Source organism: Kribbella sp. WER1 (assembly GCF_054189145.1).
On sequence record NZ_CM135186.1, the window covers coordinates 7,249,163 to 7,271,546 of the forward strand.

Here is a 22,384-nt window from a genome sequence, read left to right on the forward strand (position 1 = left end):
ACGTCGTCGGTATGACGGTTCCAACGCTCGAGGCGGTCACCCATCGGTACGTCGTGCTCGCGGTCTGCTGTGCCAGCCTGCTCATCTCGGTGATGGACATCTCGATCGTCAACATGGCGCTGCCCACGATCCGGGACGACCTGCACGCCTCGACGGCCGGTCTGCAGTGGACCGTCGACGCCTACACGCTGGTGCTGGCGAGCTTCCTGATGCTCGCCGGCTCCACCGCGGACCGGTACGGCCGGAAGCGGATGTTCCGGCTCGGCCTGACCATCTTCGGCGTCGGCTCGCTGCTCTGCAGCGTCGCGCCGACCATCGGCCTGCTGATCGCCGCCCGCGCCGTGCAGGCCGTCGGCGGGACGATGCTGAACCCGGTCGCGATGGCGATCGTGGTCACGGTGTTCCCGGACCGCACCGAACGGGCCCGCGCGATCGGCATCTTCGGCGCCACCGCAGGGCTGTCGCTGGTGCTCGGCCCGATCCTCGGCGGCGCGCTCGTCGACGGGCTCGGCTGGCGTTCGATCTTCTGGGTGAACCTGCCGATCGTCGCGCTCGTCGTACTGCTCACCGGCCGGTACGTCCCCGAGTCGCGCGCCGCGCACGGCCGGCGCTTCGACCCGGTCGGCCAGCTGCTCGTCGTGCTGCTGCTCGGCGGTGTGGTGACCGCGATCATCGAGTCCGAGAAGCACGGCTGGACCGCGCCGCCGATCCTCGCGCTGCTGCTGGTCGCGGGCGTCGCGGCGGTCCTGCTGATTTGGTACGAACGCCGCCGGGAGGAGCCGATGCTCGAGCTCCGGCTGTTCCGCAGCGTCCCGTTCAGCTCGGCGGTGGTCGTCGCGCTGTTCGCGTACAGCGGGTTCGGCGTGTTCCTGTTCGTCACCACGCTCTACCTGCAGAGCGTCCGACACCTGTCCGCCCTGCACGCGGGCCTCAGTCTGCTCCCGGTCGGACTGCTGATCTGCGTCCTCTCACCGCTCACCGGCCGGGTGGTCGGCGCCCGCGGCCCGCGGCTGCCGCTCGTCGTCGCCGGTACGGCGCTCGCGCTCGGCGCCGCCGCATCGTTGACAATCGGATTGTCGACACCGCTGCCCGTCGTACTCGCGATCTTCCTGCTGTTCGGCGTGTTCCTCGGCACGGTGAACCCGCCGATCGCGAACTCCGCGGTGTCCGGGATGCCGGTGTCGATGGCCGGCCTCGCGGGGTCGCTCGCCTCGGTCGGCCGGCAGACCGGTACGTCGCTCGGCGTCGCGGTGGCGGGCTCGATCGTCGGCGCGACCGCGACCACCGACCCGCAACGGTTCGTCCGGGCGGCGCACACCGTCTGGTGGCCGATGGTCGCGGTCGGCCTCGTCGTCGTGGCCCTGGCCCTGATCAGCACCAGCCGCCGCGCCCGCCTCACCGTGCAGGAGCTCTAAGGGCGTGGGGTCGGGAGTCACGCCCTGGCCGGCAGTCCGAAGTGCGTCACCAGCGACGGCGTGCTGAAGACGTGGACGTGGGTGAGGCCGCCCGGCGTCGGTGTCAGTACGGCGATGCCGTACGGCTCGCCCTTGTAGTACGAACCGACCGCGGGCTGGCCGTTCGCGATCAGCGGGATCATCCGCCAGTCGCCCGGTTCGCCCGCCGCCGCGACCATCACCTTCATGCAGGTGACGAGTCCGCTGAACCAGCTCGTCGTACCGACCATCTCGAGGGCGGCGTCGGCGCGGAGGGCGCGTTCGAGTGCGGCGGTGTCGGCGTTCTCGAAGCCCGCGACGTAGTCGTCGAGCAGCGCCCGCGCGGCCGGGTCGGTCGGTTCGTACACCTCGCCCTGGGTCGGGGAGGTCTCGTCGATCCGGGCCCGGGCGCGTTGCAGCGTGCTCTTCACCGCCGCGACCGAGGTGTCGAGCATCGTCGCGACCTCGGCGGCCGGGAACGCGAGTACTTCGCGCAGGATCAGCACCGCGCGCTGCTTCGGCGGCAGGTACTGCAGCGCGGCGATCAGCGCCAGCCGCAGGCTCTCCCGGAGCGTGACGATCGCGGCCGGGTCGCCGTCCGTCGACGGCGCCACCAGCGACTCGGCGATCGGCTCGATCCAGCCGATCCCGTCCGGCGCCGGCGCCGCGACCGCGTCGAGATCGGTGCTCGGGGCAACGATCCCGGACGGCAGCGCCCGGCGGCCGCGCTGCTCGAGCGCGGTCAGGCAGACGTTGGTGGCGATCCGGTACAGCCAGACCCGCACCGACGAGCGGCCCTCGAAGTCCGCCCACGCCCGCCACGCCCGCAGGTACGTCTCCTGAACGGCGTCCTCGGCCTCGTGCACCGACGCGAGCATCCGGTAGCAGTGCGCCAGCAGCTCCTTGCGATACGGCTCGAGGTCGCCGAACTCCTCCATCACCACTCCCTGCAGAACGGTCCCTGAATCCATCACAGCCCCAGCACCTTCCGTCCCCACTGTCCCATTCGCCCGATCGCGTCGTCCGCCTCCGGCGCCCGACCCGCCGCCATCTGGAACGTGTGCTGCATCTCCGGAAACACCTCCAGCTGTACGTCGACCCCCGCCCGCTCCGCCGCCTCCGTGAGTTGCCGCGCGTCGTCCAGCAGTACCTCGTCCCCGCCGGCCTGGATGTAGATCGGCCCGAGACCGGTCAGGTCGCCGTACGTGGGGTTCACCGAAGGGTCCCGCGGCGAGCCGTCCGGGCCGAGGAAGACCCAGGCCAGCCCGCGGACCAGGTCCCGGTGGAAGAACGCGTCCCGCCCGCGGTTGCTCTCGTACGTCGCCCCGCTCGCCTCGAAGTCGATCCACGGCGAGAACGGCATCGCCCCGGCCGGCAGCGGCAGCCCCTCCGCGCGAGCCCGGAGCTGCGTGGTGATCGCCATCCCGCCACCGGCCGAGTCGCCGGTGAACACGATGTGCTCGGCGGCGATGCCCTGGTCGAGCAGCCAGCGGTACGTGTCGACCGCCTCGTCGAGCTGGACCGGGTGGATGCGCTCCGGGGCGAGCGAGTAGTCGAAGACGAGCGCCCGGGCGCCGACCGCCCGGGCGAGATGCGCGAAGAGTTTGCGGTGCGAGTACCGGGAGCCGCCGACGTACCCGCCGCCGTGGAAGCAGAGCAGGACCCGGTCGGTGGCGGCCCCGTGCGGGACGATCCACAGCGCGGGGCGGCCCGGTACCGCCAGATAGTCGACGTGCTCCGGCTCGGTGGTCAGCTCGGCCCAGCGGTGGTCGGCGAGTTCGCGTTCCACCTGCCCGCCCGCGGCGGCCCGCTCCCAGTGCCGGCGGACCGCCTCGGATTCCTTGCTTGCCATGATCTGTTCCTTTCGCTCTACCGGTATTGACCGGCAGGGATGCCGAAAGGAATCGGCAGGCCGAGGGCGTGTCTGGCAATTCCGCGCCTACTGCGGGGCACCCGGCACGGCATCTCGCCGCGCGGGTGCAAAGGCCACGATGCTCCGCATCGAGACCTTCGCCCCCGCGCGCCGAGCTACCGCACCGGGCACCTCCTCGCTACGGTGCGGAATTGCCAGACACGCCCTACAGTGAAATATGAGTACGCCGAGCGCGGGGCCGCCGCTGTCGGCCTCGGAGGAGCGCACGTGGGCGCTGGTCGCGCACGTGGGAGTGTTCGTCGCGGCCTGGATCGCGATGGGGTTCCTGTGCCCGCTGATCGTCTGGCTGGCCTTCCGGCACCGGTCGGAGTTCGTCCGGCGGCACGCGGTGGAGTCGCTGAACTTCCAGATCTCGCTGCTGATCTACACCGCGGTCGCGGCCGTACTGATCCTGGTCACGTTCGGGCTCGGCGTGCTGGTCGTCGTACCGCTGGTCGTGATCGGCGCGGTGGCGGCGGTGGTGCTGATCATCCTGGCCACGGTCGCGGCCTCGGGCGGGAAGGAGTACCGGTATCCGCTGACGATCCGGCTGGTCCATTAGGGTCGGGCCGGTGGAGCTGATCGGGCAGGGGATGGAAGGCGCGGTCTACGACCTGGGCGACGGGACCGTGCGGAAGGTGTGGTTCGGGCGGCGGCCGGCGGATGTGCTGCCGTTGAAGGCGTTCCTGGACGAGCTGCCGGAGCTGCCGTTCCGGACGCCGCGGATCCGCGAGGTCGGGGTGGGGGAGGACGGGTTCGCGGTCAGCGTCGAGGACAAGCTGACCGGGGTGCCGCTGTCCGAGGCGCGGCTGACGGAGTCTGTCGCGCTGGATGCGTTCGTGTCGGTGGTCGAGGCGTTGCGGTCGGTACGGCCGGGTCCGGCGGCCGAGGCGTTGCCGGTGGTGGGGGAGCCGTTCTGGGTCGGGTCGTTCGGGGCGAGTTTGGCGGCCTTGGTTGGGCGGCGGGCGAATGCACATCTGGAGCGGGATGTCCCCGATTTCCCTGACCTCTTGCAGGCAGTGGTGGACGGGCTAGGGCGCGTGCAGGGTGAGCTGTGTGTGGTGCATGGGGATGTCTGTCCGCCGAATGTGTTGATGGACAGCGAGCGGGTGGCGGCGGTCCTGGACTGGGGTTTCCTGTCGACGGCGGGGGACAGCACGTTCGAGGCGTCGCTCGCAGCGGGGTTCTTCGACATGTACTCGCCCGACGCGCGGCGGCTGGACGACCTGCTCACCGAGCGGTTCGCCGCGCTCGGGCACGACCGGGAGCGGATGCGGCTCTACCGGCAGGCGTACGCGATCGTCACCGCGACGATCTACGACGAGACCGCGAGCGACGGGCACTACCGGTGGTGCGTCGACCAGCTCACGAGGTGATCGGCGCGCCGTTGCTCAGGTTGTGCAGGCGGTCGGGGTCGGCCAGCAGCATCGGGAGGCGGCGCGCGTTCAGCGGCGACACCAGCCCGGCCAGCTCCTCCGGCGCGCGCCACGAGATGTCCTTGATCTCGAACCCGTCCGGCCGCAGGCTGTCGATCAGCGACGGGTCGTGGACGCCGCCGTCGTACAGGATCTCGACCGCGTCGCCCCAGCCCTCCCAGCGCGGCAGCCAGTCGATGGCCAGTACGCCGAGCAGCGGCAGCGCCGTACCGAGCTCCTCCTCCATCTCCCGGGACGCACCCGTCGCCGGGTCCTCGTCGGGCTCGACCACACCGCCCGGCAGCTCCAGGTCGTTCTTGTAGCTGACCTTGCAGAGCAGCACCCGGCCGGACGTGTCCCGTACGACGACGTGCGCGATCACGCGCTTCTTCGGCAGCGCCGAGTCCATCAACGCCGTCCAGCCGGTCACCGTGTCCGGGCGCGGATCGTCGACGCGCCGGCCGTAGATCGCGACGTCCCGGCGCTCACCCTCGACCAGCGCGGCGCCACGGAGTACGCCCTCGCGGCGGAAGCCGGAGCGGATCGCGACCCGCGCGGACGACCGCAGTTGTACGTCGACCTCGACCTGCAGGCGCTCGAACCCGAGCTCGCCGAACGCGTACTCCGCCACCAACGGCAGCGCCTGCTCCGCCACCCCGGGCCCGCCGTCGAGCGACCAGACAACCAGCGCGACCCCCGGCGTGGTCGGCCGCAACTCCACGGTCCCGAGCACGTCGGCCGCACCGTCGGGCGTCTCGCTCGGGGCTCGGCGCGTGACGGCGAAGCTCGTCACCCGGCCGTTCGGCTGCGAAGGCCGCAGCGTCAGTTCACCATCCGACAGGGGGTCCAGGGCGGTCACCCCTGCACGCTACCCGGTGAAGCGCAGGTACACCGTGGCCAGGGGTGGTACCGACAGCTCCGCGCTGGTGGACATCCCGTGCCACTCCGGGCCGTCCGCCTGGACCGCGCCGAGGTTGCCGACCCCGGAGCCGCCGTACGAGTTCGCGTCGGTGTTCACGATCTCGTCCCAGGTCCCGGCGTACGGCAGGCCGAGACGGTAACCGTGGTGCGGGATCGCCGAGAAGTTCGTGATGCAGGCGATCGTCGGCTCGCCCTGGTCGCCGTACCGGACGAACGAGAACACGTTGTTACCGGCGTCGTTCGCGTCGATCCAGCTGAACTTCTCCGCGTCGTGGTCCGTCTTCCAGAACGCCGGGTTGTCCTTGTACGCGCCGTTGAGGTCGCGGACGAGATCCTGGAGGCCCTTGTGGTCACTGTGGTCCAGCAGCCACCAGTCGAGCTCGCCTTTCTCCGACCACTCCGACTCCTGGCCGAACTCGCAACCCATGAACAGCAGCTGCTTGCCCGGGTGCGCCCACATCATCGCCAGGTATGCGCGCAGGTTCGCCAGCTGCTGCCAGCGGTCGCCCGGCATCTTGCGCAGCAGCGAGCCCTTGCCGTGCACGACCTCGTCGTGCGACAGCGGCAGCACGAAGTTCTCCGAGTACGCGTACATCATCGAGAACGTCAGCTCGTGGTGGTGGTACTGCCGGTGCACCGGCGCGTGCTCCAGGTACCGGAGCGAGTCGTTCATCCAGCCCATGTTCCACTTGAAGCCGAACCCGAGCCCGCCCAGGTGCGTCGCGCGGGTGACGCCCGGCCAGGACGTCGACTCCTCGGCGACCGTGATCACGCCCGGGACCCGCTTGTACAGCGTCGCGTTCATCTCCTGCAGGAACGAGACGGCCTCCAGGTTCTCCCGGCCGCCGTACTGGTTCGGGACCCACTGGCCTTCCTGGCGGGAGTAGTCCAGGTACAGCATCGAGGCGACCGCGTCGACGCGCAGGCCGTCGATGTGGAACTCCTCGGCCCAGTAGATCGCGTTCGCCACCAGGAAGTTCCGCACCTGCGGGCGGCCGAAGTCGAACACCAGCGTGCCCCAGTCGGGCTGCTCGCCGCGGCGCGGATCCGGGTGCTCGTACAGCGGCGTTCCGTCGAACCGGGCCAGCGCCCAGGCGTCCTTCGGGAAGTGCGCCGGCACCCAGTCCACGAGTACGCCGATCCCGGCCTGGTGCAGCCGGTCGACCAGGAACCGGAAGTCGTCCGGGTCGCCGAACCGCGAGGTCGGCGCGAAGTACGACGTCACCTGGTAGCCCCAGGAACCGCCGAACGGGTGCTCCATCACCGGCATGAACTCGACATGGGTGAAGCCCATCTCGTTGACATAGGCAACGAGCTCGTCGGCGAGGTCGCGGTAGGTCTTGCCCTTCCGCCAGGAGCCGAGGTGCACCTCGTACACGCTCATCGGCTCGGCGTACGCCTGGGCCTGCGCGCGCCGCGCGATCCAGGCGTCGTCGTCCCACTGGTACGTCGACTCGTGCACGACCGACGCGTTCGCCGGGGGAGTCTCGGCCAGGTTCGCCATCGGGTCGGCCTTCTGCCGCCAGACGCCGTCGCGGCCGCAGATGTCGAACTTGTACCGGGTGCCCGGGCCGACGCCCGGGACGAACAGCTCCCACACCCCGGAGCCGCCCAGCGACCGCATCGGATGCGCGCGGCCGTCCCAGAAGTTGAAGTCGGCGGTCAGCCGGATGCCCTGCGCGTTCGGCGCCCAGACCGCGAACGACGTACCGGTCACCTGGCCCGCGGGACCGTCGTACCGGCGGACGTGCGCGCCGAGCACCGTCCACAGCTGCTCGTGCCGGCCCTCGCCGATCAGGTGCAGATCCACCTCGCCGAGCGACGGCAGGTATCGGTAGGGGTCGTCGATCTCGGACGCCGGACCGTCGGTGTACGTGACCTCGAGGCGGTAGTCCGGCACCTTGTCGGTGTCCAGTACGCCGACCCAGACACCGTCGTACTCGTGCCGCAGGTCCAGGCGCTGCCCGTCGTGCAGCACGGTCACGCTCTTCGCGAACGGCCGCAGTACCCGCACCGTGACGCCGTGCTCGCCCAGATGCGGGCCGAGCACCTGATGCGGGTCGTGGAACGTCCCGGCCACCAGCCGCTCCAGTGCCGGCCGGTCGACCGGCACCGCCGTCACCACAGGGGGATCGACAGCCACCACGGGCTCCTCGAAAGCTTCACGCTCGCCCATCGAAAACCTCCTGCTGCTACTGCTCGGCCAGCTGGGCTGCTGCGGACAGTGGAATCTGGAGCCAGGTAGGACGGTTGCGGGCCTCGTAGAGGACCTCGTAGATGACCTTGTCGGCCAGGAACGCGTTCAGCAGTACGTCGTGGTTCCGGGCGTCGGTGCCCGCGACCTCGGCGTACCCGTCGCAGAAGGCGCGCTGGTTCCGGGTCGCCCACTCGGCCGCGCGGTACGCGATCTGCTGGTCGCCCTGGTGGTCGGCGAGCAGCGAACGGGCCGCGTAGTCGAACGAGCGCAGCATCCCGGCCACGTCCTTCACCGGGGTGTCCAGCGCGCGCCGCTCGATCAGCGACTTGGCCGGCTCGCCCTCGAAGTCGATCAGCTTCCAGCCGTCGATCGTGCGCAGCACCTGACCCAGGTGGAAATCACCGTGGATCCGCTGCACGGTCACCGGCTGGTCGTACGCCGCGAGCGCGTCGAACCAGCGGCCGAGACCGTCGCGGTACGGCTGCAGCTCGGGGATCGCGGACACCGCGTGATCGAGCCGCCGCTGCATCGCCGAAGCATGCTCGACCAGCTTGGCCGCCTCCCACACGTCGGTGCCGAGCGCCTTCGCCAGCTCCGAGTGCACCTGCGCCGTACTCGCGCCCAGCCGGTGCGACTCGGCCGCGAAGTCGCCGCCGACCTCCTCGGCGTGCAGGTCCGCCTCGGCGTACAGGTCCCGCACCGACGAGGTCGCGAACGACCAGCCGTCGGTCGCGTTCCGCTGGAACGCCGTCAGCATCGCCAGCTCACCGGAGTCGGTGCCGCCGCCCGCGCGCGGCCACCTGCCGCGCGCCGACCCCAGCACCTCCGGGACCAGTTCGGACCCGGCCTCGGTGAGCGCCGACTCGATCTCGACACCCGGGTTGCTCCCGGGCTCGAGCCGGCGGAACACCTTCAGCAGCGCGACGTCGCCGTACACCAGCGACGTGTTGCTCTGCTCCACCGTCAGCACCAGCGACTGCGCGTCCTCCGGTACCTCGATGGTGCCCTCCGGCGCCTGGACGGAATGGAACTCCAGCCCGTCCAGCCGCCGGTCGTGCGTGATCCCGTCCAGCCAGTACGGCGTCGCTTCCTTGTCGTGCAGCGCGTCGTACACCCAGACCTCGGTGTCGTCGAGGTCCTGCTCGATCCACTCACCGACCAGCGCGTGGCCGAGGTTCTCGGCCGGTGCGCGGTGGTAGCTGAGCGGCAGCTGGTACACCCGGATCGGGGACTCGGCCCCGGGAGGGCCCGAACAGTAGACGAACCCGATCCGGACCGCCGGCCAGGCGCCCGCGTCCGACAGCCAGGCCGACGTGGCCAGCGCTTCGACGTGAACGTCGTGGCCCTTCTCCCCGAACCACCGCTGGCTCGCGCAGAAGGACTGGACCTGGTCCAGATGGGAAGTCACTTAAATGCTCTCCTCATGCTTTTCCGGCTGGTCTTCCGGCTTGGCCACCGGCAGCCGGAACCAGTAGAAGCCGTGGGCGCCGAGGGTCAGAAGGTAGGGCAATTCGCCGATCGTGGGGAAGTGCACGCCGCCGAGAAGTTCGATCGGCTCCACGCCCTGCCACTGCCGCAGGTCCAGCTCGATCGGCTGCGGGAACCGGGACAGGTTGTTGACGCACAGCACCACGTCGTCGCCGAACTCGCGGATGTACGACAGGACGCTCGGGTTCGAGCCGCCCAGGTCGGTGAACGTGCCCATCCCGAAGCAGGGGTGCTGCTTGCGGGTCTGGATCATCCGCCGGGTCCAGTGCAGCAGCGACGAGGCGTTCTCCATCTCGGCCTCGACGTTCACCGCCTGGAAGCCGTACACCGGGTCCATGATCACCGGCAGGTGCAGCTTGCCCGGCGTCGCGGTGGAGAACGAGGCGTTGCGGTCCGGGGACCACTGCATCGGGGTCCGGACCCCGTCCCGGTCGCCCAGCCAGATGTTGTCACCCATGCCGATCTCGTCCCCGTAGTACAGGATCGGGGAGCCCGGCAGGCTGAGCAGCAGCGCGGTGAACAACTCCATCTTGTTGACGTCGTTGTCCAGCAGCGGCGCCAGCCGGCGGCGGATGCCGATGTTCGCCTTCATCCGCGGGTCCTGGGCGTACTCGCCCCACATATAGTCGCGGTCCTCGTCGCTGACCATCTCGAGGGTGAGCTCGTCGTGGTTGCGCAGGAAGATGCCCCACTGGCAGGTGTCCGGGATCTCCGGGGTCTGCGCCAGGATCTCCGAGATCGGGAACCGCGACTCGCGTCGTACCCCCATGAAGATGCGCGGCATCACCGGGAAGTGGAACGCCATCTGGCACTCGTCGCCGCCGGAGTCCCGGTCGCCGAAGTACTCGACCACGTCGGCCGGCCACTGGTTCGCCTCGCAGAGCAGGACCCGGTCCTCGTAGTTCGCGTCCACCTCCTTGCGGACCCGCTTCAGGAACTCGTGGGTCCGCGGCAGGTTCTCGCAGTTCGTCCCGTCGGTCTCGAACAGGTACGGCACCGCGTCCAGGCGGAAACCGTCCACGCCGAGATCCAGCCAGAACTTCAGCGCCTCGATCATCGCGTCGCCGACGGCCGGGTTCTCGAAGTTCAGGTCCGGCTGGTTCGAGTAGAACCGGTGCCAGAAGTACTGGCCGCGGACCGGGTCCCAGGTCCAGTTGGAGGTCTCGGTGTCGACGAAGATGATCCGCGCGTCGGCGTACTTGTCGTCGGTGTCCGACCACACGTAGAAGTCGCCGTACGGGCCCTCCGGGTCCTCCCGGGACGCCTGGAACCAAGGGTGCTGGTCCGAGGTGTGGTTCATCACGAAGTCGACGATCACCCGGATCCCGCGGGCGTGTGCCTGGTTCAGGAACGCGGCGAAGTCGGGAACCGTGCCGATCTCCGGCATCACCTCGGTGTAGTGCGAGATGTCGTAGCCGCCGTCGCGCAACGGCGACGGGTAGAACGGGGGTAACCAGAGACAGTCGACGCCGAGCCACTCGAGATAGTCGAGCTTCTCGGTCAGGCCCTGCAGGTCGCCGATGCCGTCGGCGTTCGAGTCCTTGAAGGACCGCACGAGGACCTCGTAGAAGACGGCCCGCTTGAACCACAGCGGGTCACTCTTCGTCAGTCCGTGGTGCTGCTCCGGCAGCATGTCGGTCACGCTCACCTCCATCGGGTGTCTCCAAACCTAGTTCCCGTACCCCGATCGGGCGCACCTAAAAGGGGGAAGGGCATTGCGCTGAACCCGGACCGCTCCGGGGCTACCGCGGTGAAGTGGTGACGCCGGCGGTCGGACGGTCCCGCAAGGCGTTCCGCACAGTCTGGCGGCCCTTTGCCAGTACAAGCAAATAGGGCTCGCGATCGGTCCACACTGCGATTCGATGACGGGTTCGGCGACGGACCGGTTCAGCGATTGCGGTCGCGCTCTCCACGCTCCTTCGAGGCCTGCTGACCCGCACCGCTACGGCGTCCGCGACCACGCCGCCGAGAAGCCCCCCGAACATTCACCGACTGCAACGCCGGATAAGCCTCATCAGCATTGACCCCGCGCCCTTCATGCCCTTCGCCAGGCATCAGAATCGCATCCGGCTCCAGCGGCTCTTCCGTGCCGCCGGCAGGAGAGGCTTCGTCGGCCATGACTCAGCGCTCCTGACTGCGTTTCTTCCCATGGCGCCTGGTCGTAGGTTGTTTGCGCTGACCGGTACCGGAGGCGCCGCCGGTACCAGGCGGTGTGTTGCCGTCCTGAAGCAGGTCCATGGCCTTCTTCTGATCGGCGGGCTGACGGTCGGGCTCGCCCTTGCCGTTCAGGCCGGCCTGTCGCTCGATGCTGGCCCAGGTACCGGTCTTGATCTCCTTGTGCTTCGGGACCGACACCGTTCGCTTGCCGCGCTGCCAGATGACGTGGTCACCTTTGCCGCGCTTGTTACCCGCGACCGGGGCGTAGCCAGCCGCCCGGAGTGCGGCCTCAGCATCCAGGCGTTTCTTCGCCATCAGTCGTCCTCGATGGTGACGACCAACTGCTCGGGGATACCAACCACGTCGGCCAGCGCGATGATGGCTTCCTTCAGGTCCTCGATAGCTTCCTCGCGGGTCTCGCCCTCACCGTTGGCGAACGCGTCCGGGGTCAAGGCAGCAGCGGCGGTCCAGCCGCCGTCCTCGTGGTCTTCCTCGACGGTGAAAGGGACGTGAATCTCGCGTGACAAGGCCGCCTCCTGGGGGCTCCGTGGATCTCTCGCGATCGTAGGACCGCTCCGGGGTCAGAGCCGCGGTTCGGTCGCTGCCTGTGACCGGCAGCCTAGGGCGCGGCTCAGTCGCGGGGGTTGGGGGATTTTCGCGGGCGGCGTACGTACTTGGTGAAGCCGGCCCGCTCGGCGTCGGCCTCGGTGCGGAACCAGACCTCGGGTTTGGTGCGCCCGTAGTACGGCGAGTCCGGGGTGTGGAAGAGCATCGACTGCGCATTCCCCTTGATCGTGAACCCGTCCGGCGGCCCCTGATGCGGCACCGCATCCGCCGACCCCTCGCCGTACTTCCCCGCCGGCTCCTCGCTGGAGGCCCGCAGGTGGTCGAACAAGGTCGGCTCCCCACCCATCAACTCCGAGAACCTATTCACCTCGCCCCCCGGCTTCGCCGGGGTGTTGTTGGCGGGCTGGCCGGCTGCGGGCGTGGTCATCTCAGCCGAGCTGTTCCGCGGGAGGTTGTCCGTGTGCTCGACCGCCGCCTGGCTCGTCCGCGCCGTTGGTGCGGTGTTTGTACGAGCCGCAGGCCGGGGGCGTTCCGCTGGGTTTGCCTGCGTGGTGGGCGCGGGGTGCTCCGCGGGAGCGGTTGCTGCTGCTTCGGCCGAGCTGTTGGTGGTCGCGGGCTCGGCCGGCGTGTGGTTCGGCCGCGACGCGGGTACGGGGGTTGTTGTGGGGGTGGGGCGGCGGTCTAGGAGGAGCCAGGTGATGGTGGCGCCCAGGAGGAAGGCGAGGAGGGAGCCTAGCCAGGTGTCGCGGAGTAGCCAGGTCATTGGGGGCCTTTCGTCGGGCGGAGGCGGTGGAGCAGCCAGGCGGCTGCGCTGCCGAGGACGAAGGCGGCGAGGAGTACGACCCAGACCTGTGCGATCAGCCAACTCATGGAATCCCCTACGAAGGCTACGGACCACGGCGACCCTACTCCGTCAGCCCTCTCGGCCGCACTTCACCTGGAGACGAATGCACGGTTCAGCCCTGTCGGCCGCACTTCACCTGGAGAAGGACGCACGGTTCAGCCGGCCGGGTTGACGCGGATTTCGGCGCGGCGGTTGGCGATCCGGCCGGTGCCGGTGGTGTTGGAGGCGATCGGGAACGCCTCGCCGTACCCGTTCGCGGTGATCCGTCCCGCGGCGACGCCGAGGCGTACCAGCTCCGCCTTCACCGCGGCAGCGCGGCGTTCGGACAGCGGCAGGCTGGTCGACGGGGAGCCGAGGTTGTCGGTGTGCCCGGCGACCTCGACGCGGGCCGTCGTACAGGACTTCAGCAGTACGGCGGCCTCGACCACGGACGGCTTCGACGCGTCGTTCACGATCGACGTGCCGGAGAGGAAGTTGATCGGGTGCTGTCGGGTGAACGCGGCCAGCCGGGTCGGGAAGGTTCGGCACGGTTCGCTCTGCGTGGTGGGCTTCGGCAGCACCAGCTGGTCCGCGACGACCGCGCCCGGGACCGCCTTCGCCGCGGCCCGTCCGACGGTCGCCTTGGTCGCCTGGTCCGGTACCTGTCCGGACAACGTGACGGTCTCCCCGTCGTACCGCACCGACGCGTCGCCGGTCCCGATCGCGAGCGCCCGCAGCAACGCGGTCAACGCGCTCGCGTCGGCCAGCCCGTTCGCCGGGTCGATCGTGGTCCGGTCGTCGTACTCGCGGTCCGCCCCGAGCACCTGCCGCACCTCGGCGCCGAGCGCGTCCTTCACCGCCTGGCTGCGGACCGGCGCCTGCACCCGGATCGCCTGATCCGTCCGCCCGACCTCGAACTCCGGTACGTCGTCCTGCACCGGAGCACCGCTCGTCGTCGGCGAAGGCGTCGCCGGCGTGGGCGTCGCCGGTACGGCGCCCCCGTGGTCGATCCGCACCGCCCGTACCCCGTCGACGGCGGCGACGACCTCCCGGACCTGCCCCTCGTCGACGCCCGCGGGCACGGTGACGTGCGCGTCCCGGCCGTCGAAGTCGACGGAGCCGGTCTCGATCCCGCGAGCCTTCAACGCCGCCTGGGTGCGTTCGCGCAGGTCGTCCTCGGTGGTGCCGGCGCGGGCCGGAACCAGGATGGCGGTGAGCAGTACGGGCACCGCGATGGCCGCGAGCAGCCAGATGACGAGCGGCCGTCGGACAAGACCGGGCACTGTTCCTCCGTGGATGCGGTCAGAGTGGCCGTGCGCGAGGAGAGTACTCCGCCGCGCCCGTCCACCGCACACCGCAAGGCCATGCGGCGCCGGGTTTCTTGTCCTTTCTCGGACAGGACGCATATGCGCCAGCCCGCTGCACCACGAATCCCTTGACTTAGTTAGTGCCGTGAACCGTACTTAGCTCGGGCCGGTTTCGACTGGGGAGGGCTTGTTGTGCTGCCGATCGCTGCTGGGACGGAAGACAGACAGACCGATTCGTCGCTGATCGTCGGGGTGGCCGCGTCCACCGCCGAACGGGTGCATCTGGCGCGCCTGCTGGGCGGGGCCGACGCGCTGCTGCTGGTGTCGAACGCCGACCAGGCGCGCGCGTTCTTCGAACTGACCGGCGCCGCGCCGCGGATCGTGTCCGCGGCCGAACCTCCACAGATCAAGGCGGTTCCGGAGCCGATCCCCGAGCTGCAGCTGGACGTCGACCGCCGGGTGGTCCGCTGGAAGGACCGCGAACTGCCGCTCACCCGGCTGGAGCACGACTTCCTGCACTGCCTGGCGGCCGAACCCGGCCGGGTGTGGACGTACCAGCGCCTGCACCACGCGGTCTGGGGCAACGAGCACCTCGGCCACGGCTCGCACATCCACTCGGTCGTCAAACGCCTGCGCCAGAAGCTCGCGAACCTCGGCGCCGCGGTCACCATCCACGCGGTCCGCGGCGTCGGCTTCCACCTGCTGCCCGCGGCCTGATCCGCAGAGCCGCGCATTCAGTAAACTGCGGACGGGCCGTGACTGGCGCGGGAGGTGGGGTTCACCACCGGGGAGCGGTCCCGTCTCGATGACGTACGCCGTGCGCCTGGGCTTCTGGTATCGACCTGGAGGCCGGCATGGGACGACCCCGCGTGGTGGGAATCGTCAACGTCACGCGGGACTCGTTCTCCGACGGGGGACGCTATCTACGGCCGGACGCCGCGATCGAGCACGCCCGGCGACTGCACGCCGACGGCGCGGACGTGGTGGAGCTGGGCCCCGCGTCGAGCCATCCGGACGCGGAGCAGGTGCCGCCGGCCGAGGAGATCGCCCGCCTGACCCCGGTCGTCGACGGTCTGCGGAAGATTCCGTGGGGCGTCGACTCGTACCACCCGGAGACGCAGCGGTGGGCCGTCGCGCGCGGGGCGTCGTACCTGAACGACATCCAGGGATTCCCGCCGCCGTACGACGGACTTGTCGACAGCTCGTGCGTCCTGGTCGTGATGCACTCGGTGCAGCGGACCGGCCCGGCGACCCGGGTGGCGACCGACGCGGCGGAGATCTGGACCCGCGTCGAGGACTTCTTCGACGAGCGGATCGCCGCACTCCAGTCCGCGGGAATCTCCCGCGAACGCCTGGTGCTGGACCCGGGCCTCGGCTACTTCCTCGGCAGTACGCCGGAACCGTCCATCGCGATCCTCCGCGACCTCAGCCGCCTCAAGGAGCGGTACGGCGTACCCGTCCTCGTCTCGCCGTCGCGGAAGTCGTTCCTGCGCGAGATCACCGGGACCCGCACGGCCGGGATCGGCCCGGCGACCCTCGCCGCCGAACTGGCCGCGGCCGACCAGGGCGCCGACTACATCCGCACCCACGAGCCGCACGCGCTACGGGACGCCTTGCTGGTCCGGGGCGTTTTGCGGAACTTTTCCGGCACCTGCTGACGGAAAAGTTCCGCAAAACGAGGCTCGGCCCCGGACCCGCAACGGGTCCGGGGCCGAGTACTACCTGACTACTTGATCGACTCCAGTGCGAAGTCCTCGACGACAGGAGTCCCGTTGACCAGCTTGGTGGTGCGGGTCTGGGGCTTGTAGCCGTCCTTCGCGGCGATCAGGGTGAGCGGGTTGTTGCGACGGTCCAGCCAGTACGCGTACTGGCCGTTGTTGTCGGTGATGAACGTGTAGGACTGCGCCCACGAGTCCACCTCGACGATCGCGCCCGGGAGCGGAGCGGACGCGCCGGCCGAGCTGACGCCCGTGACCGTACCCATCAGCTTGCTCCAGGTGGTGGGCGGAGTGACGTTCATCGTCACGCCGACCGGTGCGACCGAGTAGGGGGTGTTCTCACCGATCGTCACGGCACCCGTGTAGGCGCCGGGCTGGTCGACGCTCGCGGAGAGCGTCACCTTGACGGTCGTCGACTGTCCCGGGGCCAGCGTGGCCGCGGTCTGGTCGAGGGACATCCAGCTCACGTCCCCGGACGACTCGGCACAGTCCTCGAGACCCGGCAGGGCCTCACTGTCCGCGGTCGCCGTGAAGCCGCCGGACGAGCCGCCGACCTTGTAGAAGCCGCACGCCGCGCCACCGCGGTACCGCGGCAGGTTGGAGTTCGGCAGTGCCGACCAGGCCTCGGCGGCCGGGTCGTAGGCGAAGCCGGCGTTGGTGACCGCACCGGCCTGGACGCCGCCGACGATCAGCAGCTTGCCACCGGCGACGGCGTACGACGCCGCCCAGTGGTCGGCCGGGGCGTCCGCGATCGCGGTCCAGGAGTCGGCTCCCGGATCGTAGACGTAGGCCGACTTGAGCGAGTTCGTGCCGTCGTTACCGCCGGCGCAGTACAGCTTGCCGTCGATGGCGCCGCAGGACGCGAACGCGACCGACTTCGGGTAGTTCGCCAGCGTCTGCCAGCTGTTCGCGTCGGCGTCGTACCGCACCACGGTGTTGCTCATCGGGGTGCAGTTCGCGGTGGTGCAGCCGCCGACGGCGTACAGCTTGCCGTCGAGCACGGCCTGGCCGGCGGCGGCCCGGGGAGCCGGGTTGGCCGCGACCGCGGTCCAGGCGTTGGACGCCGGGTCGTACGACCAGGTGTCCGCGGCCGGGCCGGAGGCGCCCCAGCCGGAGCTGGCGACGATCTTGCCGCCGACGACGCCGACGGTGATCGCGTTGCGGGCGCCCGGCAGCGGGGCGATCGCGGTCCAGGCGAGCGACGCCGGGTCGTACACGTAGCTGTTCGCCGTCGACGCACTACCGTTGCCACCGGCAATCGAATAGATCTTGCCGTCGAGGTTGACCACCCGGTTGTCCATCACCGTCGCCGGGTAGTCGGCGATGTCGGCCCACGGAGCCGCCATCGGCTTCGCGGCCGCCGTCGGCGTGCCGGTCTTGCCGGACAGCATCCGGGCGAACGACGTGTCCACCGCGAGCCGCTGCAGCGGGGCGCCGACCCCGTTCTCGACCTCGGCCTTGGTGGTCTTGGTGCCGTTCGCGTTCTCCAGGACGAATCCGCTGTTCTTCTCGCCGAACTTCACGTCCACCGGCGCGCCACCGGTGTTGGTGACCTTGAACGACTTGGTCACCTTGCCGGTCGGCAGCTTCAGGCTGCCGGTGATGCTGCCCGGCGTGACGGCCAGCCGGCCGGCCTTCAGCGTGTAGTCGGCGGTGGTGGCCCAGTCGGCCTCGACCCCGACGGTCGCGGACGAGCTGACGTAGTTGCCGGCCTTGGCGGTGAAGTTCTGGTTGCCGTCGGCCGCCGTGTACAGCCAGTAGAAGCCGTCGTTCAGGCCGGTGTCCTCGGGCGTCGCCTCGGTGGTCGCGCTCTCGGTGGTGCCGTCGTGGCTGACGACCGCGCCGTTCACGTAACCGTTGGTGTTGGCGTCCTTGACGTTGCCGACGACGATGCCGCCGCCGGTCGGCACACAGGTGACCTGGCTGCCGATCAGGACGTTGTCGATCTCCCACCACCAGGCGTACTTCGCCTCGTAGTAGTGGAACCGGACCTGCACGTTGGCCTGTCCGGCGGCCTGCGGGATCGCGATCTCCTTCTGGCCGGTCGCGTTCGCGGTCTGCGCCAGCACGGTGGTCCAGGTGGCGCCGCCGTCGATCGAGACGTCCACGTCGGCCTTGTCACCGAGCCGCTTGAAGTCCTGGTTGAACCGGATCACCGGAGCGGCGACCGAGGTCAGGTCCACGACCGGGCTGACCAGCGAGGTGTCCTGCTGCCCGCCGCTGCCGTACTTGTCGGAGTCGGCGATCGCGAAGTTGCCGCTGCCGCCGGTGGTGTTGCCCCGGCTGCCCGGGTTGTCGAACTTCCAGACCTGGCCGTTGCCCTTGCCGTCGACGACCGTCCAGCCGTTCGGCGCGGTGGTGCCGTCGAACGTCTCGTAGACGCCGTCCGAGCCCCACTTGTAACCGGGCGCCGTGGTGCACGAGGTGGAGTCGGCCGGGACGGCGATGTTCTGCGTCAGGTTGCCGCTGCCGACCGTGATCGGCTGGCTGACCGTCGCGTACCCGGGGTACTTCGTCTCGATCTTCAGCGAGTACGCCGCGCCCGACGGGACCTTCAGGCTGTACCGGCCGTTGCTCGGGGTGGTGTAGTCGAACACGCCGCCCGGACCCTCGACCGAGACCTTCGCGTACAGCGGCCACCCGTGGCCCGAACCGTCGGTGACGGTACCGCCGACGCTCACCTGCGGGGTGCTGTCGAGCGCGAAGTCCTTGGTGGTGGTCTGACCGGTCGTGATCGTCGCGGTCGCGGTGGCGGTCTTGTACCCGAAGGACGAGACCGTCAGGTTGTAGTCGCCGGCAGGCAGTACGGACGAGAACGTGCCGTTGCTGCCGGTGGTCAGCGTCTTGTCGGGCTGGCCGTCGGCCTTGATGGTCACGCTCGCACCGGCCAGCGCGGCACCACCGGTGGCGGCGGTGACGGTACCGGACAGCGTGCCGGTGTCGCCGATCGGCGCGGCGCTCACCAGCGCCAGCGCGTCCAGGCGGCCCTGGCCGAAGACGTTGTTGTTCGCGTCGGTGCCGCCGCACTGGCTGTCCGGCGTGTCGATCGCGGTCGAGTTCAGCAGCGCGCGGGTCGCGGCCACGTCACCCTTGAGGGCCGGCGACGCGGACCACAGCAACGCCACGGTGGCCGTCAGGTGTGGTGTCGCCATCGACGTACCGTTGAAGGCGCCGTACGTGTTGCCCGGCAGGCTGGAGCGGACGTTGACACCGGGGGCCGAGATGTTCGGCTTGATGGTGCCGTTCTGACCCGCACCGCGGCCGGAGAACGACGCGATGTTGTTGTTGATGTCGTAGGCGCCCGCCGAGTAGTTGCTTGTCAGGCTTCCTGGCGAACCGCTGCTCTGACAGGCCGATCCGCTGTTGCCGTTGGCGAACGCACCGAAGATCCCGGACGCGGTCCAGGCCAGCGTGATGTCCTCCATGAACGGGTCGTTCGACGGCAGCGTGGAGCCCCAGGAGTTGTTGATGACGTTCGGGCGCTTGCTGGCGTCCGGGTTCTGGCCCTGCAGGTCGGTCGGCTCCAGCATCCACTGGCCGGACGAGATCAGCGCGGCGTCGCTCGGGCAGCAGCCGTTCGCGGCGATCCACTTCACGCCCGGGGCGACCCCGATCTGGTTGCCCGCGCCGTCGTCGCCGACCATCGTGCCCATCGTGTGGGTGCCGTGGCCGTTGCCGTCGGACGGTGCGTTCGGCGAGGTGCCGGCCGCGTCGAACCAGTTGTAGTTGTGGTTGAAGGTGCCGTCACCGTTGTTGCCGCGGTACTGCTTCACCAGCGCCGGGTGGTCGTACTGCACCCCGGTGTCGATGCTGGCGACGACGATGCCCTCACCCTTGTCGCCGTACTGCGACCAGACCTGGTTCGCCTTGATGTTCGCGACGCCCCACTCGACCGACTGGACCGCCTTCTCCTGCGTGCCCGGCGTGACCTTCGGTACCTCGATCTGGACCGGCGCGTACAGGCCCTCGACCTCGGAGTGGGTGGCCAGGTCCTGGGCGAGCGCGAGCGAACCGTTCTCGATCCGGATCGCGTTCGTGCCCCAGAACGCCTGGTACTTCACGTGTTGCGCGTCCAGGTCGGCGCGGACCTTCGCCTGGCTGTCCGCGGCGGCCTTCTTCAGCGCGGCGGCGACCGCCGTACCGCGCTCGTTCCAGTTGCTGATCTTGCTGGCGGCGGTCAGGTCGGCCTTGGCGGCGAACCGGACCCAGTAGTCGGACGCGGCCTTGGCGTCCTTGCCTTCCAGCTTCGCTTGGAGTTCCGGCTTGATCTTGGCGGCGGGCGATGGCGTGGCTTCCGGTTTGGTCGGCGGTGACGCTTGGGCCTGGCCGGCGGCGGCCATCCCGGTCGCGACGACGGCCAGCGCCGCCAGGGTGCTCACCAGTGATCTGGCAAGCCCCTTTCGTTGATGTGACATCTCTGCAGCCCCTCACTTGTACGACCCCGAGTCGACTCCCCCGAGTCATCTGCTGCAGGAGCGCGGCATGTGACACCGCGAGCCTGACGTGGACCTTATGTGTCAGAACAACGTGGTAACAAGCACACCTTGTGAGCAACTTGTGACTAGGTGTGGTGCCGATCTGGGCAACGTGGGCAATCGTTGGCAGTCCGTTGACGATCCCGGGCAGGAGTTGGCATCGTGACCAGATGGTCACCGCCCGTGAACCCGCCCCAACGGACGCCGATCTGCCAGAGACCTTCCCGCTGCTGATCGCGGTCGCCGCCTCGCCGGACCAACGCGTCCGGCTGGCCGAGCTCGTCGACGACGTCGCACCGCTGCTGCTGGTCTCCAGCCTCGACGAACTCCGCCGACTGCTGGTCCCCGCCCAGCCACCGCCACCTGCTGTGCCGTCGGCTGCCGCCGGTACGGCCGAACCGGGGGAGGACGACCAGCTCACCGTCGACCCGACGCGCTCGGTCGCCCGCTGGGGCGGCCGCGAGATCCAGCTGACCGACCTCGAACAGGAACTGCTCGGCCGGCTGATGTCGACACCGCTGCGCGTCTGGTCGTACGACGCCCTGCACCAAAGCGTCTGGCCCGGCCGGAACGTCCGCGGCACCGCCGACGTGCACTCGGTGGTGAAACGCCTGCGCCGCAAACTCGACGACCTCGGCACCACGGTGACCATCGACGCGGTCCGCGGGATCGGGTTCCGGCTCACCGATCACCAACGCCCGCTGATCAGCGATCTCCGCGCGGGGTAACGTCGCCTGACGTGACCTTCTCCGCGCTGAGCCACCTGGAATGCCCGCGCTGCGGGGCGACCCATGACGCCGACCAGATCATCGGGCTCTGCCCGTGCGGATCGCCGCTGCTCGCGCGGTACGGCGTACCGTCGCTGACCAAGGCGGACCTGGCCGGGCGGGCGCCGGACCTGTGGCGGTACCACGAGCTGCTGCCGGTGCGGTCGGCGGACAACGTCGTGACGCTGGGGGAGGGGATGACCCCGCTGCTGCCGTTACCGCGGTACGGCGCGGCGCTCGGCGTCGAGCGGCTGCTGATGAAGGACGAAGGACTGATCCCGACCGGTACGTTCAAGGCCCGGGGCGCCGCGGTCGGGGTGTCGCGGGCGTACGAGGTCGGCGTCCGGAGGATCGCGATGCCGACCAACGGGAACGCCGGGTCGGCGTGGGCCGCGTACGCCGCGCGCGCCGGGATGGAGGCGCTGATCGCGATGCCGATCGCGGCGCCGGAGATCTGCCGGCGTGAGGTGACGGTCGTGGGCGCGCGGCTGCAGCTGATCGACGGCCTGATCGGCGACGCGGCGGCGTACGTCCGCTCGTTGATCCGGGAACAGCCCGGGTACTTCGACGCGTCGACGCTGAAGGAGCCGTACCGGATCGAGGGCAAGAAGACGATGGGCCTGGAGATCGCCGAGCAGCTGAACTGGCAGCTGCCCGACGTGATCGTCTACCCGACCGGTGGCGGCGTCGGCATCATCGGCATCTGGAAGGCGCTGAACGAACTCCGCGACCTCGGCTGGATCGACGGCCCGCTGCCGCGCCTGGTCGCCGTCCAGTCCACCGGCTGCGCGCCGATCGTCCGCGCCTGGGAGAAAGGCCTCCCCGAGAGCGAACCGTGGCCCGACGCCCAAACCGTTGCCTTCGGCATCACCGTCCCCAAGGCGCTCGGCGATTTCCTCGTCCTGCAGGCGATCGCCGAGACCGGCGGCTGCGCCGTCGCGGTCGACGACGAGGACATCCTGGCCGAACAGCACCGGGCCGCCCGCCTCGAAGGCGCGTTCATCTGCCCGGAAGGCGCCGCCAACTTCGCCGCAATCCGAACCCTCCGCGAGTCCGGCTGGCTCCACGCCGACGACCAGGTGGTAGCCCTCAACACAGGCGCTGGCCTGAAGTATCCGGAGACCGTTCCGCTCTAGTGCTTCGGGGTGCCTTTCCGGAACTTTTTCTGCACCAGGCGACCTTTTTGTTCCGGAAAGGCCGGCAG

The 22,384-nt window shown here is 69.7% G+C and carries 19 protein-coding genes and 1 riboswitch; of the genes, 7 read left to right on the forward strand and 12 right to left on the reverse strand.

Annotated elements, in window-relative coordinates:
- Nucleotides 1-11 precede the first annotated feature (11 nt).
- On the forward strand, nt 12-1,415 hold the full coding sequence (locus tag ACXJJ3_RS35445; RefSeq protein ID WP_458166258.1) for an MFS transporter: 1,404 nt from the start codon (nt 12-14) through the stop codon (nt 1,413-1,415).
- Between the two features lie 17 nt (nt 1,416-1,432).
- On the opposite strand, the gene ACXJJ3_RS35450 is transcribed toward ACXJJ3_RS35445, so the two are convergent.
- Together ACXJJ3_RS35450 and ACXJJ3_RS35455 are read right to left on the reverse strand one after the other, a co-directional pair.
- Entirely contained in the window at nt 1,433-2,404 is a 972-nt protein-coding gene (locus tag ACXJJ3_RS35450; RefSeq protein WP_458166259.1) for an RNA polymerase subunit sigma-70, read from the reverse strand.
- Nucleotides 2,404-3,285 carry an alpha/beta hydrolase gene (locus tag ACXJJ3_RS35455; RefSeq protein WP_458166260.1) on the reverse strand — a complete coding sequence of 294 codons (882 nt, stop codon included), beginning with the start codon at nt 3,283-3,285 and terminating at the stop codon, nt 2,404-2,406. The genes ACXJJ3_RS35450 and ACXJJ3_RS35455 overlap by 1 nt, the downstream gene beginning before the upstream one ends.
- Before the next feature lie 238 nt (nt 3,286-3,523).
- Between ACXJJ3_RS35455 and ACXJJ3_RS35460 the strand changes: the two genes are divergently transcribed.
- Together ACXJJ3_RS35460 and ACXJJ3_RS35465 are read left to right on the forward strand one after the other, a co-directional pair.
- Nucleotides 3,524-3,907, forward strand: a complete 384-nt coding sequence (locus tag ACXJJ3_RS35460; RefSeq protein WP_458166261.1) for a DUF4870 domain-containing protein — start codon at nt 3,524-3,526, stop codon at nt 3,905-3,907.
- 10 nt (nt 3,908-3,917) lie between these two features.
- Nucleotides 3,918-4,721 carry a phosphotransferase family protein gene (locus ACXJJ3_RS35465; RefSeq protein WP_458166262.1) on the forward strand — a complete coding sequence of 268 codons (804 nt, stop codon included), beginning with the start codon at nt 3,918-3,920 and terminating at the stop codon, nt 4,719-4,721.
- Here ACXJJ3_RS35465 and ACXJJ3_RS35470 read toward each other — a convergent pair.
- The 9 genes from ACXJJ3_RS35470 to arfA form a co-directional block, all read right to left on the reverse strand.
- Nucleotides 4,711-5,619 (reverse strand): NUDIX hydrolase, encoded by a 909-nt coding sequence (locus ACXJJ3_RS35470; protein WP_458166263.1) that lies wholly within the window; start codon nt 5,617-5,619, stop codon nt 4,711-4,713. The genes ACXJJ3_RS35465 and ACXJJ3_RS35470 overlap by 11 nt on opposite strands.
- 9 nt (nt 5,620-5,628) lie before the next feature.
- On the reverse strand, nt 5,629-7,857 hold the full coding sequence (gene glgB / locus ACXJJ3_RS35475; RefSeq protein WP_458166264.1) for a 1,4-alpha-glucan branching protein GlgB: 2,229 nt from the start codon (nt 7,855-7,857) through the stop codon (nt 5,629-5,631).
- A 16-nt stretch (nt 7,858-7,873) separates the two neighbouring features.
- On the reverse strand, nt 7,874-9,286 hold the full coding sequence (locus tag ACXJJ3_RS35480; RefSeq protein ID WP_458166265.1) for a maltokinase N-terminal cap-like domain-containing protein: 1,413 nt from the start codon (nt 9,284-9,286) through the stop codon (nt 7,874-7,876).
- Nucleotides 9,287-11,020, reverse strand: a complete 1,734-nt coding sequence (gene treS, locus ACXJJ3_RS35485; RefSeq protein WP_458166266.1) for a maltose alpha-D-glucosyltransferase — start codon at nt 11,018-11,020, stop codon at nt 9,287-9,289. It abuts the gene before it with no gap.
- 233 nt (nt 11,021-11,253) lie between these two features.
- Nucleotides 11,254-11,484, reverse strand: coding sequence for a hypothetical protein (locus ACXJJ3_RS35490; protein WP_458166267.1), 231 nt, complete (start codon nt 11,482-11,484; stop codon nt 11,254-11,256).
- A gap of 3 nt (nt 11,485-11,487) precedes the next feature.
- On the reverse strand, nt 11,488-11,838 hold the full coding sequence (locus tag ACXJJ3_RS35495) for a type II toxin-antitoxin system HicA family toxin (RefSeq protein WP_458166268.1): 351 nt from the start codon (nt 11,836-11,838) through the stop codon (nt 11,488-11,490).
- Complete coding sequence (locus ACXJJ3_RS35500; RefSeq protein WP_458166269.1) at nt 11,838-12,050, reverse strand: hypothetical protein; 213 nt, start codon at nt 12,048-12,050, stop codon at nt 11,838-11,840. Before ACXJJ3_RS35500 ends, ACXJJ3_RS35495 begins: the two co-directional genes overlap by 1 nt.
- Nucleotides 12,051-12,154: 104 nt before the next feature.
- Complete coding sequence (locus tag ACXJJ3_RS35505; protein ID WP_458166270.1) at nt 12,155-12,517, reverse strand: sunset domain-containing protein; 363 nt, start codon at nt 12,515-12,517, stop codon at nt 12,155-12,157.
- Between the two features lie 572 nt (nt 12,518-13,089).
- Nucleotides 13,090-14,196, reverse strand: a complete 1,107-nt coding sequence (gene arfA, locus ACXJJ3_RS35510; RefSeq protein WP_458166271.1) for a channel-forming protein ArfA/OmpATb — start codon at nt 14,194-14,196, stop codon at nt 13,090-13,092.
- A 216-nt stretch (nt 14,197-14,412) separates the two neighbouring features.
- Here arfA and ACXJJ3_RS35515 point away from each other — a divergent pair, with 216 nt between their 5' ends.
- Nucleotides 14,413-14,937 carry a winged helix-turn-helix domain-containing protein gene (locus ACXJJ3_RS35515; RefSeq protein ID WP_458166272.1) on the forward strand — a complete coding sequence of 175 codons (525 nt, stop codon included), beginning with the start codon at nt 14,413-14,415 and terminating at the stop codon, nt 14,935-14,937.
- Between the two features lie 28 nt (nt 14,938-14,965).
- Nucleotides 14,966-15,056: riboswitch (ZMP/ZTP riboswitch) on the forward strand.
- 18 nt (nt 15,057-15,074) lie between these two features.
- Nucleotides 15,075-15,878: a dihydropteroate synthase gene (gene folP / locus ACXJJ3_RS35520; RefSeq protein ID WP_458166273.1), complete on the forward strand. Its 804-nt coding sequence runs from the start codon at nt 15,075-15,077 to the stop codon at nt 15,876-15,878.
- 68 nt (nt 15,879-15,946) lie between these two features.
- Here the strand turns inward: folP and ACXJJ3_RS35525 are convergent, their stop codons facing one another.
- Nucleotides 15,947-20,317, reverse strand: coding sequence for a S8 family serine peptidase (locus ACXJJ3_RS35525; RefSeq protein ID WP_458166274.1), 4,371 nt, complete (start codon nt 20,315-20,317; stop codon nt 15,947-15,949).
- Nucleotides 20,318-20,583: 266 nt separating this feature from the next.
- Between ACXJJ3_RS35525 and ACXJJ3_RS35530 the strand changes: the two genes are divergently transcribed.
- Nucleotides 20,584-21,141, forward strand: coding sequence for a winged helix-turn-helix domain-containing protein (locus ACXJJ3_RS35530; protein ID WP_458166275.1), 558 nt, complete (start codon nt 20,584-20,586; stop codon nt 21,139-21,141).
- A gap of 11 nt (nt 21,142-21,152) precedes the next feature.
- Nucleotides 21,153-22,316, forward strand: coding sequence for a threonine synthase (locus tag ACXJJ3_RS35535; protein ID WP_458166276.1), 1,164 nt, complete (start codon nt 21,153-21,155; stop codon nt 22,314-22,316).
- The last annotated feature ends 68 nt before the right edge of the window (nt 22,317-22,384 follow it).

What these genes read in the sequence shown, in the direction of transcription:
- ACXJJ3_RS35445 (WP_458166258.1), top strand. Translation starts at nt 12, where the DNA reads ATGACGGTTCCAACGCTCGAGGCGGTCACCCATCGGTACGTCGTGCTC.
- ACXJJ3_RS35450 (WP_458166259.1), bottom strand. Translation starts at nt 2,404, where the DNA reads ATGGATTCAGGGACCGTTCTGCAGGGAGTGGTGATGGAGGAGTTCGGC.
- ACXJJ3_RS35455 (WP_458166260.1), bottom strand. Translation starts at nt 3,285, where the DNA reads ATGGCAAGCAAGGAATCCGAGGCGGTCCGCCGGCACTGGGAGCGGGCC.
- ACXJJ3_RS35460 (WP_458166261.1), top strand. Translation starts at nt 3,524, where the DNA reads ATGAGTACGCCGAGCGCGGGGCCGCCGCTGTCGGCCTCGGAGGAGCGC.
- glgB (WP_458166264.1), bottom strand. Translation starts at nt 7,857, where the DNA reads ATGGGCGAGCGTGAAGCTTTCGAGGAGCCCGTGGTGGCTGTCGATCCC.
- treS (WP_458166266.1), bottom strand. Translation starts at nt 11,020, where the DNA reads ATGGAGGTGAGCGTGACCGACATGCTGCCGGAGCAGCACCACGGACTG.
- ACXJJ3_RS35490 (WP_458166267.1), bottom strand. Translation starts at nt 11,484, where the DNA reads ATGGCCGACGAAGCCTCTCCTGCCGGCGGCACGGAAGAGCCGCTGGAG.
- ACXJJ3_RS35495 (WP_458166268.1), bottom strand. Translation starts at nt 11,838, where the DNA reads ATGGCGAAGAAACGCCTGGATGCTGAGGCCGCACTCCGGGCGGCTGGC.
- ACXJJ3_RS35505 (WP_458166270.1), bottom strand. Translation starts at nt 12,517, where the DNA reads ATGACCACGCCCGCAGCCGGCCAGCCCGCCAACAACACCCCGGCGAAG.
- folP (WP_458166273.1), top strand. Translation starts at nt 15,075, where the DNA reads ATGGGACGACCCCGCGTGGTGGGAATCGTCAACGTCACGCGGGACTCG.
- ACXJJ3_RS35530 (WP_458166275.1), top strand. Translation starts at nt 20,584, where the DNA reads ATGGTCACCGCCCGTGAACCCGCCCCAACGGACGCCGATCTGCCAGAG.